At 42.7% G+C, this 14,792-nt stretch carries 11 protein-coding genes; 4 read left to right on the forward strand and 7 right to left on the reverse strand.

The window, feature by feature from the left end:
* Positions 1 to 33: 33 nt before the first annotated feature.
* From ilvB to RCH61_RS03135, 6 genes are all read right to left on the reverse strand, one after another.
* Positions 34 to 1,719, reverse strand: a complete 1,686-nt coding sequence (ilvB, locus tag RCH61_RS03110; protein WP_306479845.1) for a biosynthetic-type acetolactate synthase large subunit — start codon at positions 1,717 to 1,719, stop codon at positions 34 to 36.
* Between the two features lie 59 nt (positions 1,720 to 1,778).
* Entirely contained in the window at positions 1,779 to 3,452 is a 1,674-nt protein-coding gene (gene ilvD / locus RCH61_RS03115) for a dihydroxy-acid dehydratase (RefSeq protein ID WP_306479881.1), read from the reverse strand.
* Between the two features lie 24 nt (positions 3,453 to 3,476).
* A complete protein-coding gene (leuB, locus tag RCH61_RS03120; RefSeq protein WP_178007059.1) occupies positions 3,477 to 4,559 on the reverse strand; it encodes a 3-isopropylmalate dehydrogenase in 1,083 nt (360 codons plus the stop codon).
* Between the two features lie 219 nt (positions 4,560 to 4,778).
* Positions 4,779 to 5,057, reverse strand: coding sequence for a preprotein translocase subunit YajC (gene yajC / locus RCH61_RS03125; protein WP_178007057.1), 279 nt, complete (start codon positions 5,055 to 5,057; stop codon positions 4,779 to 4,781).
* A 131-nt stretch (positions 5,058 to 5,188) separates the two neighbouring features.
* Positions 5,189 to 6,313, reverse strand: coding sequence for a tRNA guanosine(34) transglycosylase Tgt (gene tgt / locus RCH61_RS03130; protein WP_306479846.1), 1,125 nt, complete (start codon positions 6,311 to 6,313; stop codon positions 5,189 to 5,191).
* 55 nt (positions 6,314 to 6,368) lie between these two features.
* A complete protein-coding gene (locus RCH61_RS03135) occupies positions 6,369 to 8,027 on the reverse strand; it encodes a L,D-transpeptidase family protein (protein ID WP_306479847.1) in 1,659 nt (552 codons plus the stop codon).
* A gap of 201 nt (positions 8,028 to 8,228) precedes the next feature.
* Between RCH61_RS03135 and aroC the strand changes: the two genes are divergently transcribed.
* Genes aroC through RCH61_RS03155 form a run of 4 tightly spaced genes read left to right on the forward strand, consistent with a single transcriptional unit; the run spans position 8,229 to position 13,106 of the window.
* Complete coding sequence (aroC, locus tag RCH61_RS03140) at positions 8,229 to 9,335, forward strand: chorismate synthase (RefSeq protein WP_178006263.1); 1,107 nt, start codon at positions 8,229 to 8,231, stop codon at positions 9,333 to 9,335.
* A gap of 9 nt (positions 9,336 to 9,344) precedes the next feature.
* Positions 9,345 to 10,418, forward strand: coding sequence for an ABC transporter ATP-binding protein (locus RCH61_RS03145; protein ID WP_178006264.1), 1,074 nt, complete (start codon positions 9,345 to 9,347; stop codon positions 10,416 to 10,418).
* Positions 10,408 to 11,223, forward strand: a complete 816-nt coding sequence (locus tag RCH61_RS03150; protein ID WP_178006265.1) for an ABC transporter permease — start codon at positions 10,408 to 10,410, stop codon at positions 11,221 to 11,223. The genes RCH61_RS03145 and RCH61_RS03150 overlap by 11 nt, the downstream gene beginning before the upstream one ends.
* Positions 11,220 to 13,106: an extracellular solute-binding protein gene (locus tag RCH61_RS03155; protein ID WP_178006266.1), complete on the forward strand. Its 1,887-nt coding sequence runs from the start codon at positions 11,220 to 11,222 to the stop codon at positions 13,104 to 13,106. Before RCH61_RS03150 ends, RCH61_RS03155 begins: the two co-directional genes overlap by 4 nt.
* 8 nt (positions 13,107 to 13,114) lie before the next feature.
* Here RCH61_RS03155 and RCH61_RS03160 read toward each other — a convergent pair whose 3' ends face one another.
* Entirely contained in the window at positions 13,115 to 14,785 is a 1,671-nt protein-coding gene (locus RCH61_RS03160) for a nucleoside kinase (protein ID WP_178006267.1), read from the reverse strand.
* Positions 14,786 to 14,792: the final 7 nt, after the last annotated feature.

The raw sequence follows: 14,792 nt of genomic DNA on the forward strand, positions 1-14,792 counted from the left end.
CTTTTGTAATTACACATATGCCTGTTCAGGCGTTTACATGTCATCTTCATCGAACACTTCACTGATTGCTGCTCCCGGCGCCACCATGGGCCATACTTTGTCATCACTGTCGATCTGACAATCGATCACAACCGGGCAGTTTAATGTCAGCGCTTTGGCAAACGCTTCTTTAAACTCCTCTCTGGATGTCGCTCTCATTCCTTCTGCACCCATCGCCTCCGCGAGTTTCACAAAATCAACCGCATCCCGAAGCACTGTTGCCGAATACCGTTCATCATAAAAGAGATCCTGCCACTGACGTACCATTCCGAGTACATGATTATTTACCACAACCTGTATGATAGGAATATTATGGCGTACTGCCGTCGCGATTTCATTCATATTCATGCGGAAACATCCGTCTCCGGCAATATTCACCACAATCTTATCCGGACATCCGGTCTTTGCTCCAAGGGCAGCTCCAAGCCCATACCCCATCGTACCGAGTCCTCCGGAAGTAAGAAGTGTTCTAGGCTTTGTGTATTTATAATACTGTGCCGCCCACATCTGATGCTGTCCGACTTCTGTCACAATAAGCGCCTCTCCTTTTGTCTGACGGTAAATTTCTTCTACAAGAAATGGTCCTGAAAGCACATCAGGATGATATTTCAAAGGATACTGCTCTTTGTAACCCTGGATTTTGTTCATCCATTCTGTATGATCCTGCTGTTTCAAATGTTTATTCAACGTTTTCAAAACGTCTTTCAAATCTCCGATAATCTCTTCTGTAATCAAAACATTTTTATTAATTTCCACCGGATCAATATCAATCTGAATAATCTTCGCATTTTTCGCAAATTTTTCTGTATTTCCGGTGACACGATCACTGAATCTTGCACCCATAACAACGAGAAGATCACATTCACTTACTCCGAAGTTGGATGCTTTTGTACCGTGCATGCCAAGCATTCCCGTATACCGCGGATCTGTTCCCGGAAAAGCGCCTTTTCCCATAAGAGAATCTGTTACCGGAGAATCGAGTTTATCCACAAACTCTTTTAATTCTTTGCTTGCGCCGGAAAGAACCGCGCCTCCTCCCACAAATACAAATGGTCTTTTTGCTTCTTCCAACATGGAAATAACGCGTTCAAACCGTCCCTCATCCATACGCGGAACTTTTCTTGAGGAATCTTCCTTCGCACATTTTCCTAATTCTTCGGGAATATATTCTGTTACTTTTGCTGTGATATCTTTCGGTATATCGACAAGAACCGGTCCCGGACGCCCTGTCTTCGCAATACGAAATGCTTTTCGGATCGTATCTGCCAGTTTCGTTACGTCTTTTACAATAAAACTATATTTTGTGATCGGCATCGTAATCCCTGCAATATCAATTTCCTGAAAACTGTCCTTTCCAAGAAGGGACACACCCACATTACAGGTAATCGCTACGATCGGAATTGAATCCATATATGCCGTTGCAATACCGGTTACAAGATTCGTTGCTCCCGGACCGCTTGTAGCAAGGCAGACACCAACTTTCCCAGTAGCCCGCGCATACCCATCTGCCGCATGAGAGGCTCCTTGTTCATGGGAAGTAAGAATATGCCGGATTTCTCCTCGATGCTTATACAATTCATCATATACATTGAGAATCGCGCCGCCCGGATATCCGAAAACAGTGTCTACCCCTTGTTCTTTCAAACATTCTATTACAATTTCTGCTCCACTTAACTGCATGCCATAACTCCTTTAAACATCCTGTATCTTACCGCCGCACCGCTGAAACGGCCGCGCCTTTATTTTTCTTTCGGTATTTCCAAAATTGCGCCCCTGTTTCCGGATGTGACCATAGAAGCATATCTTGCCAGATATCCAGTCTTAACTTTCGGCTCCCGCGGCTGCCATTTTGCTTTCCTTCGCGCCATCTCCTCGTCTGAAACTGCCAAATTCAGCGACAAATTCGGAATATCGATCTGTATGATATCCCCTTCTTCTACAAGAGCGATCGGACCGCCTACTGCCGCTTCCGGAGATACATGACCGATCGATGCGCCTCTCGACGCTCCGCTGAAACGTCCGTCCGTAATAAGCGCCACCGTAGAGCCAAGTCCGTATCCGGCAATCGCAGAAGTCGGATTGAGCATTTCTCTCATTCCCGGACCTCCTTTAGGACCTTCATAACGAATAACAATCACATCTCCAGGATTGATCTTTCCTGTCTTAATCGCCTCTGTTGCCTCTTCATCGCTTTCAAAAATACGGGCAGGGCCTTCATGTACAAGCATCTCATCACAGACAGCAGAACGTTTTACAACACTTCCGTCAGGTGCAAGGTTTCCTTTTAATACAGCCAATCCGCCTGTTTCACTGTACGGATGGTCGATTGGACGGATCACTTCCGGATTCTTATTTTCACATCCGGCAATATTTTCACCGACCGTCTTTCCTGTAACAGTCATACAATCTGTATGAAGAAGCCCTTTCTTATTCAATTCATTCATGACAGCATATACGCCGCCCGCTTCGTTAAGATCTTCGATATATGTATGTCCTGCCGGAGCAAGATGACAAAGATTTGGTGTTTTTTCACTAATTCCATTTGCAAAATCAATTTCAAAATCCATACCGATTTCATGTGCAATCGCCGGAAGATGAAGCATACTGTTTGTCGAACATCCAAGCGCCATATCAACCGTCAGAGCATTTAAAACAGCATCTTCTGTCATAATATCCCGCGGACGGATATTTTTTCTCACAAGTTCCATAACCTGCATTCCTGCATGTTTTGCAAGCTGAATTCTTGCAGAATATACTGCCGGGATCGTTCCATTTCCGCGAAGTCCCATTCCCAATGCCTCTGTCAGGCAGTTCATGCTGTTTGCCGTATACATTCCAGAACAAGAACCGCATGTCGGACATGCTTTATTTTCAAACTCGCAGATTTCCTCGTCTCCCATCTTTCCTGCGGCATAAGAGCCGACCGCCTCAAACATACTGGATAAACTTGTCTTTTGTCCTTTTACATGTCCTGCAAGCATCGGTCCTCCGCTCACGAAAATAGTCGGGATATTAACACGCGCAGCCGCCATAAGAAGGCCCGGTACATTTTTGTCACAGTTCGGAATCATAACAAGACCGTCAAACTGATGTGCCATTGCAAGCGCTTCTGTTGAATCCGCAATCAAATCTCTCGTCACAAGCGAATATTTCATTCCGATATGGCCCATTGCAATCCCATCACAAACAGCGATCGCCGGAACCATAATCGGCGTACCGCCGGCCATCGCAACTCCCATTTTTACTGCTTCTGTGATCTTGTCAAGATTCATATGTCCCGGAACGATCTCATTATAAGAACTCACTACTCCGATCAGCGGTCTGTCTAATTCTTCCTGTGTCATTCCCAGTGCATTGAATAAAGAACGGTGTGGAGCCTGCTGCACTCCTTTTTTCACTGTATCACTTCTCATCATCGTATGCCTCTCTTTCACATTTTATATATAAGAACAGATCCGATCACCCATCTCTTTTGTCCCGATCTGCATATTTCCCTTTGACATAATATCAATCGTACGATACCCTTCCTTCAATACTTTCTCAACTGCCGCTTCAATCGCATCTGCTTCTCTGTCAAGATCAAAAGAGTACCTCAGCATCATTGCCGCCGATAAGATCGTAGCGATCGGATTGGCAATCCCTTTTCCCGCAATATCAGGGGCTGATCCGCCGCTCGGCTCGTAAAGACCAAATTTTGTATCATTTAAACTTGCGCTTGCCAGCATTCCGATTGAACCTGTTACCATACTTGCCTCATCAGACAAAATATCGCCAAACATATTTTCCGTCAGTATCACATCAAACTGCGCCGGATCTTTCACAAGCTGCATCGCCGCATTATCTACAAGCATATGTTCAAGCGTCACTTCCGGGTATTCCTTCGCTGTTTCTTCAACAACTTTTCTCCATAACCTTGAAGAGTCAAGTACATTTGCCTTATCCACACTTGTAACCTTTCTGCGGCGCTTCATTGCAATATCAAACCCGCGCTTTGCAATACGGCGAATCTCTGTTTCATTATAAGTAAGCTCATCTCTCGCAACAAGAATCCCGTTTTCTTCCACTGTACTGCGCTTTCCGAAATAAAGTCCTCCGGTCAATTCACGCATGATCATCATATCAAAACCTTGCTCCGCAATCTCTTCTTTTAACGGGCATGCTCCTTTTAACTCATGATACAAAACCGCAGGACGAAGATTTGCAAATAAATTCAAACCTTTTCTAAGCTGAAGCAGACCTGCTTCCGGACGTTTTGACGGTTCTAACTGATACCAGGGAGACGTTTTTGCATCCCCTCCGATTGATCCCATCAGAACAGCATCACTTTTTTTCGCTTTTTCCAATGTTTCTTCCGTAAGAGGTACTCCGTTCACATCAATGGATGCTCCCCCCATTAAAAGCTGGGTATACTCTATCTGATGTCCATAAACTTCTGCCGTCCTGTCAAGCACTTTCATTGCCTCATCTACGATCTCCGGACCGATTCCGTCTCCTTTGATCACACCGATGTTCATATCCATATTTCCCGTCCCTCCAAACTAAAATGTTACTGTTTATAATACAGCATTTTTATACACGTTTCAAGTATTTGCGTTCAAAAAATAGAGTGTACTCTGTGATTTTCTTAAATTCACGTACTAAAGCGATGAATTTAAAAAAATCAGGAAAAATTTCGAAATATTTTCAAAATTCTTCCTGACCTCATACTGCAAAATAATCGATGTAAAATTTACTTACAATCAATCTGCATTCGGCTTTTCAATCTGAGCAATCGCTGCCTTCTGCATCGGAATACGGCAGTTCTTATTATTTCCGAATTCTACAATGACATCTTCATCTGTAATATCGATAATGACGCCGTAAAAACCGCTTGTTGTCAAAGCTGTGTCTCCAACTTCCATGGAAGCCAGCATCTGCTGGATACGTTTCTGTTCTTTTTTCTGCGGACGCATAAGTAAAAACCACATTACACCAATAACTACAAGCCAAAGAACAAGCATTGCTACCATTTCACCCATAATTTCAATTTCCTCCTAACTTTCCTAACGCAATAAGACTACTATACACAACTTTCACTCATACTTCAAGGATATTTTTCAAAATCCCGAAGTTCCTTGAAGTCAATATAAATCTTTTTCAGATAATCTGTTTACGGCATCATGCCTTCCAGTTTTCTTTTTTTGTAATCTTTATACTCTCCTGCTTCGATCGCTTCTCGTATTTCTTCCATCATCGTATTATAGAAATACAGATTATGGAGGACGCAAAGCCGCATTCCAAGCATCTCTTTCGCTTTGAGCAAATGTCGGATGTAAGCTCTGCTGTAACTTCTGCAAGCCGGACATCCGCACCCTTCTTCAATCGGGCGATCATCCAATTCATATTTTGCGTTAAACAAGTTCATCTTTCCATGGTTTGTATACACATGTCCATGTCTTCCGTTTCTGCTCGGATATACACAGTCAAAAAAGTCAACTCCCCGGTCTACCGCCTCCAAAATATTTGCCGGAGTTCCTACTCCCATCAAATAAGTCGGTTTGTTCTCAGGAAGATGCGGAACGACCGCATCCAAAATACGGTACATATCTTCATGACTCTCCCCTACCGCAAGTCCGCCGACTGCGTAGCCATCCAAGTCAAGCTCCGCAATCTGCTGTGCATGTTCAATACGAATATCTTCGTAAATTCCTCCCTGATTGATACCGAAAAGCATTTGGCTGCGATTAATCGTATCTTCCAATGAATTCAGTCTCTGCATTTCTGCTTTACACCGTTTCAGCCATCTCGTCGTTCTTGCCACCGAATTTATCATATATTCCCGGTCTGCTACGCTGGAAGGACACTCGTCAAAAGCCATCGCGATCGTAGAAGCAAGATTCGACTGAATCTGCATACTTTCTTCCGGTCCCATGAAAATTTTACGTCCGTCTATATGGGAATGAAAATGTACCCCTTCCTCCTTAATCTTACGCAAAGACGCAAGAGAAAACACTTGAAATCCGCCGGAATCCGTAAGAATCGGTTTATCCCAATTCATAAAGCGATGCAATCCGCCCATCTTTTTTACGATCTCATCCCCTGGTCTGACATGGAGATGATATGTATTTGACAGTTCAACCTGTGTTTTAATCTGACGGAGATCATCCGTTGATACAGCTCCTTTGATTGCCGCAGCCGTTCCTACATTCATAAAAACCGGAGTCTCAATCGTTCCGTGTACTGTATGAAACCGCCCCCGTTTAGCCATACCGTCTTTTTTCAGCAATTCGTACATGTATATAACCTCTGATTTTCTATTTTTCAATAAATTTCAACCTGTTTTATCTTTCTTAATAATGAAGAACAACAGGTGTTCCTGCACTGAGCATATTAAATAATGCCCCTGCCTGATCTACCGGCATATTCACACAGCCATGAGAACCATATGACTGATATCTCGAACCTCCGAATGCCGTCTGCCAGTCTGCGTCATGGAATCCATGTCCTTGATAAGTGAACGGCATCCAGTAGCGGACATACGTTTCATAGATCGGTTTTCCTGTTTCCGGATCTTTTTCACCGACTAGTTTTGAGTTCGGTTCTGTATAGAGGATCGAATATACACCTGCCGGAGTTGCATGCTTCGCATCCGGAAGGCCTGTGACAACATCTGTCTCCAACGCAATCGAACCATTTACAATATACCACATATGCTGAGCGGAAAGATCTACCTCAAGATAAGTAGTTCCCCAGTCCTGCGCCGCATGGGACGCAGCCGTTTTTTCATATGCCGGTTCCCTTGTCGCAACTTCGCCGTTTTTAATACTCGCAATCAAATTCTGTGCTTCTGTTTCCTCATCGATCGACCATCCATAAGTACCCCCGGATACTTCCACCGTCTTTCCTGTCGGTGAAGTGATCGTTCTCGTACTCCCTACAGTATCATAACTTTTCCCGAATTCACTCATCCAGGCACGAACTGCATCTTCATTAAACGCAACGTTCATATTCTCATCAACAGAAAGCCATGTAGAAATAAGCGCCTTATCTACGACAACATTCTCCTTCATCGGATATGTAATACTTGCCTGACAATATTTATTCATATCGTCACATGCTTTTTGAACTTCTTTTGATTCTATCGTATATTTAGGTACTTTATAACACTTTTCTTCCGCAAGATTAAGCTCCGGTTCAAAATTCACAATACATTCCCTGATCTTTTTCTTGAGCATTTCCATATCTACTGCGCTTCCATACACTTCCGGTTCCACTTTGAATGATTCTCCATCGAACTTCGGATATGCGGAAACCGGTTCGGTCTGCTCTGCCTGTACTGCTTGGATTAATTGAATCTCTTCATTCAATGCTTTCTCATTATAATCAACATCTATCGTCACTTCTGCTTTTGATTTTCCAAACAATGAGCTTATCCATAAAAGAGGATTTTGTTTTTTCAGCGCTTTTTCGACCTCCCCGTTTTCTTTGTATTTCATCGAAATTGCTTCGCCTTCAATTTGATCGATCTTCTGATCCGCCTCTATAATTTTCAAAGAATATCCTTCTACTTGTTCTTTTAAATAGGATACGACACTTGATTTTGTCTTTCCCGAAAAGTCTTTTCCGTTAATTGTCGTATTAATATAAAAATGACTGATAAAAAATGCTGAGATTCCCAAATAAACAACAAGCAGACCACCTACGATACTTCCTGCAATGATCCACGGTTTTTTACTCCGCTTCTCTGTATTTTCTCCCATTTTTTTCTGACGCTTTCTTCCACGCCGACGAAGAACTTTCTTTTTCTTTCGTTCTTCTTCATCATCTTCCAGCTCTTCGTCATCGTCTTCGACATCTTCATCTTCAAAGAAGTCCTCTTCTGCAAACTCTTCCTCTTCTGCAAACTCTTTTTCTGCTTCTTCTTCTGTTTCAAACTCTTCAAACGCTTCTTCGTCCAAAAGCTGTACGTCCCCTTCCTGACGTACGGATTTATTTTTCTTCTTACTCATCCGTTAATCATCTCTCTCCTTTTTTCAATATCACGGCAACATTATATTACGATTGAAAAAAAATGTACAGCGTATTATTCTATTTTTAAGAAAAATTAAGACCTTGCTTGTAACTGTCTCTTTCTTCCTATATAATGACTTTTGTAGTTCTGTCTTCGACAGACTCTTATCTATAAAAGAATTTTGAAAGGAGATCATTTTATGAGTGGCTCAACTTTTGGTAAAATATTTCGAATTACAACCTGGGGCGAATCCCATGGAGCAGGAATCGGCGTCGTGATCGACGGATGTCCTGCCGGAATTTCTTTAAACGAGGAAGATATTCAAGTTTTTCTTGATCGGAGAAAACCCGGTCAAAGCAAATTCACAACACGGCGCAGCGAAGAAGACACGGTTGAAATTCTCTCCGGACTCTTCGAAGGAAAGACAACCGGAACGCCGATTTCTTTACTGATCCGTAATAAAGATCAACGTTCTCGCGATTACGGAAATATCGTCTCTATGTTCCGTCCCGGACATGCAGACTATCCGTTCACGGAAAAATACGGTATCCGCGACTACAGAGGCGGCGGACGTTCTTCAGGACGGGAGACAATCGGCCGTGTTGCCGCAGGAGCGATTGCTTCTAAAATATTAAAGGAACTCGGAATCTCTCTTTGCGCTTATACGAAAGCAATCGGTCCCTACACGATCGACGAAACAATGTATGATTATTCTGAGATCCGACAGAACAGCCTATATATGCCAAACAATGCCATCGCTGAACAGGCCGGACAATACATCACTTCATTAATGAAAGAAACAAATTCCTGCGGCGGAGTTATCGAATGTATTGCAGACGGACTCCCTGCCGGATTGGGAGAACCTGTTTTTGATAAACTGGACGCTCTCCTTGCACAGGCAGTCATGTCCATCGGTGCAGTCAAGGGTGTGGAGATCGGAGATGGCTTTCGAGCTGCTTCTTCCACCGGTCTGCAGAATAATGATCCGTTTTATGCTGAAAACGGACAGGTTTTCAAAAAAACAAATCACTCCGGCGGAACACTGGGCGGAATGAGCGACGGATCAAGACTGATCCTCCGGGCAGCGGTAAAACCAACCTCCTCAATCGCAATTCCACAGCAAACGGTAAACACCTCCCATGAAAACACGGAAATTGTCATCCACGGAAGACATGATCCTGTGATCGTTCCGCGAGCAGTCGTTGTCGTAGAATCTATGACCGCAATCACGCTTACTGATCTTTTGCTGCAAAATATGACTGCAAAAATGGATTATTTAAAACAAATTTATACAAAAGAATTTTAGGAGGCCGCTATGTCAAACCGATTGATCGACATTGTCGATATTACAAAATCTTATGGAGATTCTGTGATCTTAGACCAACTGAATCTTTATATACGGGAAAATGAATTTTTAACGCTGCTGGGACCAAGCGGCTGTGGAAAAACAACCCTTTTAAGAATTTTAGGCGGTTTTGAAACGCCGGATTCAGGAAATATCATTTTTGACGGAAAAAACATTAACGATATTCCGCCAAATCGCCGCCAATTAAATACTGTTTTCCAAAAATACGCTCTTTTTTCCCATATGTCGATCGCCGATAATATCGCTTTCGGATTAAAGATCAAAGGGAAATCAAAAGCTTATATTAGAGACAAGATCCGCTACGCCTTAAAACTTGTCAATCTGGAAGGGTTTGAAGACCGTTCCCCTGACTCTTTAAGCGGCGGACAGCAGCAGCGAATTGCCATTGCACGGGCAATCGTAAATGAACCGAAAGTTCTTCTATTAGACGAACCGCTCGGAGCGCTTGACCTTAAACTGCGTCAAGATATGCAGTATGAACTGATCCGGCTGAAAAACGAACTTGGCATTACCTTTGTTTATGTCACACACGACCAGGAAGAAGCTCTCACAATGTCGGATACGATCGTCGTTATGAATCAAGGCTATATCCAGCAGATCGGTACGCCTGAAGATATCTACAATGAACCGCAGAATGCCTTTGTTGCGGATTTCATCGGAGACAGCAATATCCTTCCGGCTATAATGGTCGAAGATAAAGTTGTCAAAATGCTTGGCGCCGTCTGGCAATGTGTCGATGTCGGATTCGGGCACAACAAACCGGTAGATGCCGTAATCCGTCCTGAAGACATTGATCTTGTCTCCCCGGGTGAAGGTGTGATTGATGGAGTTGTTACTAATCTGATCTTCAAAGGAGTCCATTATGAAATGGAAGTTCTTGCAAACAACTATGAACTTCTCGTTCACAGTACTGATCTGTTCCCGGTAGGAACAGAAGTCGGAGTAAAAGTAAATCCTTTCGATATTCAGATCATGAAAAAACCGGAATCCGAAGATGAGGAGGCTGTTCCAGTTGAAGAGTAGAAAAATACTTGCAGGTCCGTATCTGTTTTGGGCAGTTTCTTTTATCATCATTCCGCTGCTCATGATTTTATACTATGGCCTCACAGATAAAAACGGAAGTTTCACTTTGAACAACCTTGCCCAAATGACAACTCCCGAAAATTTAAAGGCTCTCGGGCTGGCTCTTCTGCTGTCTTTTATCAGTACGGTAATCTGCCTGATCCTCGCCTACCCGCTCGCCATGATTTTGGCTGAAAAAAATATCAATCAGACAAGTTTTATCGTGCTGATCTTCATTCTTCCAATGTGGATGAATTTTCTGCTCCGCACGTTGGCTTGGCAGACACTTTTGGAAAAGAACGGTGTTATCAACAGCATCCTCAGTTTCCTTCATCTTCCGCAGCAGTCGATCATCAACACACCTGCTGCCATTGTACTTGGAATGGTATACAACTTTCTGCCATTTATGGTACTTCCAATCTACAATGTACTGTCCAAGATTGATAAAGACGTCATTCATGCAGCCAAAGATTTGGGGGCTAATAACGTCCAAACGTTTTTAAAGATCATCATGCCGCTTAGCATTCCTGGAATTATCAGCGGTATTACGATGGTATTTGTACCGTCGCTTACGACATTTGTCATCTCCGATCTGTTGGGAGGAAGCAAGATTCTCCTGATCGGAAATGTCATCGAACAAGAATTTAAGCAGGGAAGCAACTGGAACGCCGGTTCCGGTCTTTCTCTTGTTTTAATGCTGTTTATTATTGCCAGTATGGCTTTGATTGCCAAATATGATAAGAACGGGGAGGGAAATACATTTTGATCAAATCAACCGCAAAAAAAATCTACCTGTTCCTGATCTTCGTATTGTTATACGCTCCCATTATCACTTTGATGGTTCTTTCTTTTAACAATACAAAAACTCGATCTAAATGGAACGGCTTCACCGGGAAATGGTATCTTCAACTTTTTCAAAATAAAGATATTATGAATGCGCTTTATACTACACTGGTCATCGCCTTTCTCTCTGCTTTGATCGCTACTTTGATCGGTACTGCGGCTGCTCTCGGCATCCAGGCGATGCGCGCAAAAGCGCGTACCCTCCTGCTCGGAATAACGAACATTCCGATGCTCAACGCTGATATCGTGACGGGAATTTCCCTCATGCTTCTTTTTATTGCATGTCGGTTTACTCTCGGTTTTTCTACGATATTACTGGCACATATTACGTTTAATATTCCCTATGTTATATTGAGCGTTATGCCCAAACTAAAACAGACAAGCAGACGTACTTACGAAGCAGCTCTTGATCTGGGAGCTTCTCCTTCCTATGCATTCAGAAAAGTGGTTCTTCCTGATATCATGCCCGGAATCTTTTCAGGATTTCTTTTGGCGTTTACAATGTCGCTGGATGATTTTGTCATCACACATTTTACAAAAGGTCCGGGAATCGATACTTTGTCTACAAAGATATACAGCGAAGTAAGAAAAGGAATCAAACCCGAGATGTATGCGCTGTCTACGATCATGTTTCTTACAGTGCTCATTTTGCTCTTTCTAGTAAATATGACTCCAAATGACCAGAAGACAAAGAAAGCCGCCGCGCATGCGCATATGGGAAATTTCCGCAAATTCGGACGATTTTTCTTCCATCGGTTTGTTCCTGCCGTAATTATGATCGTCATTATCATCGGCGGATTCATTTATGGATCTTCTTCAGGGACTATTTCAGGAGAAAAGGTTGTCGTATACAACTGGGGCGATTACATTGACCCTGAGGTCCTGACAATGTTTGAAGAGGAAACCGGAATCGACGTCGTATACGAAGAATATGAAACAAACGAGATCATGTATCCAAAAGTTCAATCCGAAGCGATCGCTTACGATGTTGTATGTCCTTCCGACTACATGGTGCAGAGAATGATAGAAAATGATCTGCTCGCCGAGATCGACTACAACAACATACCGAACTTAAAATATATTGATGATATTTACATGGAAATGTCAAAACAATATGACCCCGAAAACAAGTATTCCGTCCCCTACCTTTGGGGAACAGTCGGTATTCTCTACAACAAAAAAATGGTAGACGAACCGGTAGACAGTTGGAGTATATTATGGGATGAAAAATACACTGACAGCATCCTCATGCAAGACAGTGTGCGGGACGCCTTTGCCGTTGCCCTGAAATCTCTCGGATATTCACTCAATTCAACGGATCTTGATGAATTGGAAGCCGCCAAACAACTTTTGATCGAACAAAAGCCGCTTGTTCAGGCTTATGTCATTGATCAGGTACGCGACAAAATGATTGGAAACGAAGCCGCCCTCGGTGTCATTTATTCCGGTGAGGCGCTCTATTGCCAAAAAGAAAATCCGGATTTAGAATATGTGATTCCGAAAGAGGGATCAAATCTTTGGATCGACGCTCTCGTCATCCCCAAAAATGCGCAAAATAAAAAGAACGCAGAGGCATTTATCAACTACCTCTGTCGTCCTGATATTGCAAAAATGAATTTTGATTATATCACCTACTCTATTCCGAACTCAGCCGGAAGGGAACTGATCGAGGATGCATCAATGCGTGAAAGCAATATCGCATTTCCTGATATTTCTCAGCTTCAAAACTGTGAGACATTCAACTTCCTCGGAGATGAAAACGAAATCATCTATAACAAACTATGGCGGGAAATCAAATCAAAATAACCGCCTTTCTACACTTGGAAGCAACCACCGCCGACGAACTCTCTAAGAAGAGAGTTTGTCGGTATAAATTCGCTTCCGATCCCTACAAAATAATCAAAAAATTTAAGAAGTCTCTTTGCCTCAACAAACTCTTTTGAGTCTTTATCTACTGCAAAAAGAAGCGGTTCTACATATTGTTTCAACACTGCCAGTTCATAAAGCAAAGAAGAATTAAACATCACATCTGCCTGCTCCTGAAACGGAAAGATATTTTGCTCTTCTCCTCTTCTCACAGAAGCCCACATCGAAATCGTTTTAGCCGCAGAAGCTCCCCGTGTGCGCGCATCTCTTACAATTCTTCGAATCAAGCGTCCATCCGTTGTCGGAATCCGGTTATGCTCATCAACATTCAACTGCGTCAGCGCACTGATATAAATTTTGAATTTATTCGCATCATTCATTGCCTCAGTCAGCTTGGGATTCAGACAATGGATTCCCTCAATGACAAGAATATCCTGTTCCCCGAGTTTTTTCGGCTTTGATTCATACTTTCTCTTCCCACTTTTAAAATCAAAAATAGGCAGATACACTTCTTCTCCTCTTAAAAGCGCCTCCATATCTTCATTGAATTTGGAGATATCGATTGCCTCCAAACATTCAAAATTATAGTTTCCGTCCTCATCTTTCGGCGTATGTTCCCGATCTACAAAGTAATTATCTACTGCAATCGGATGCGGTTTTAATCCGTTTACTCTCAACTGAATTGACAACCGATGAGAAAATGTCGTTTTTCCTGACGAGGAAGGTCCTGCAATCAAAACAAACCGAATGTCTTTACGTTCTGCGATCTGCTTTGCAATTTCACCGATCCGGCGTTCCTGATGTGCCTCCTGTACAAGTACGACTTCCCGCATATCTCCTTTTGTCACCATTTCATTGAGCGCCCCTACTGTCTCAATGTCCTGACAGTCTCCCCATAAAACAGATTCTTTAAGCACTTGAAACAATTTAGGACTCGGCTGAAACTCAGGTACGATTTCCGGCTGCTCTTTCACAGGCATTTGGATCACAAAGCCTTCGTCATACAGATGAAGAGAAAAATATTTCAGACATGACGTATCCGGAACCATGTATCCATAATAATAATCTTCAAACTCATTGATACTGTATATATTTACTTTTGAAACTCTGCGATATTCAAACAACCGTTCCTTATCATACATGCCATGCTTATGAAAAAGCTCGATAGCGGCATCTGTGTGGATCGTCTTCTTCTCAATCGGAATTTTTTCATCAGATAACTGATGCATTCGTTTTTCAACATCCGAAAGAAACTGTTCTGTCATTTCGACATCACCATCCACCGTACAGTAATAACCCTTATCTACCGAAAAATGAATTCTGACCCTTTCAATTCGATCATGTCCGGCCACATCATGAACCGCTTTCACTAAAAGAAAACACAGACTTCTCTTATATGTTTCGTGTCCAATCTCATCCGCAGTTGTAATAAAACGAAGTTCACAGTCCTTTTCCACCGGTTTTCTCAACTCCTGCAGACGGTTTTCCCCTTCCAACGCCAGTACGACAGGATGTTGAAATTGGAGACGAAACGCTTCAGCAACATGCTGATAAGTCACTCCTTCTTCAAATTCTTTGCTCTCATTTCCAACGGTAATCCTATACTTCTTTTTTTCCATTTTCAGA

The sequence above is a fragment of the Mediterraneibacter sp. genome (assembly GCF_030825015.1).
GTDB lineage: Bacteria > Bacillota > Clostridia > Lachnospirales > Lachnospiraceae > Mediterraneibacter.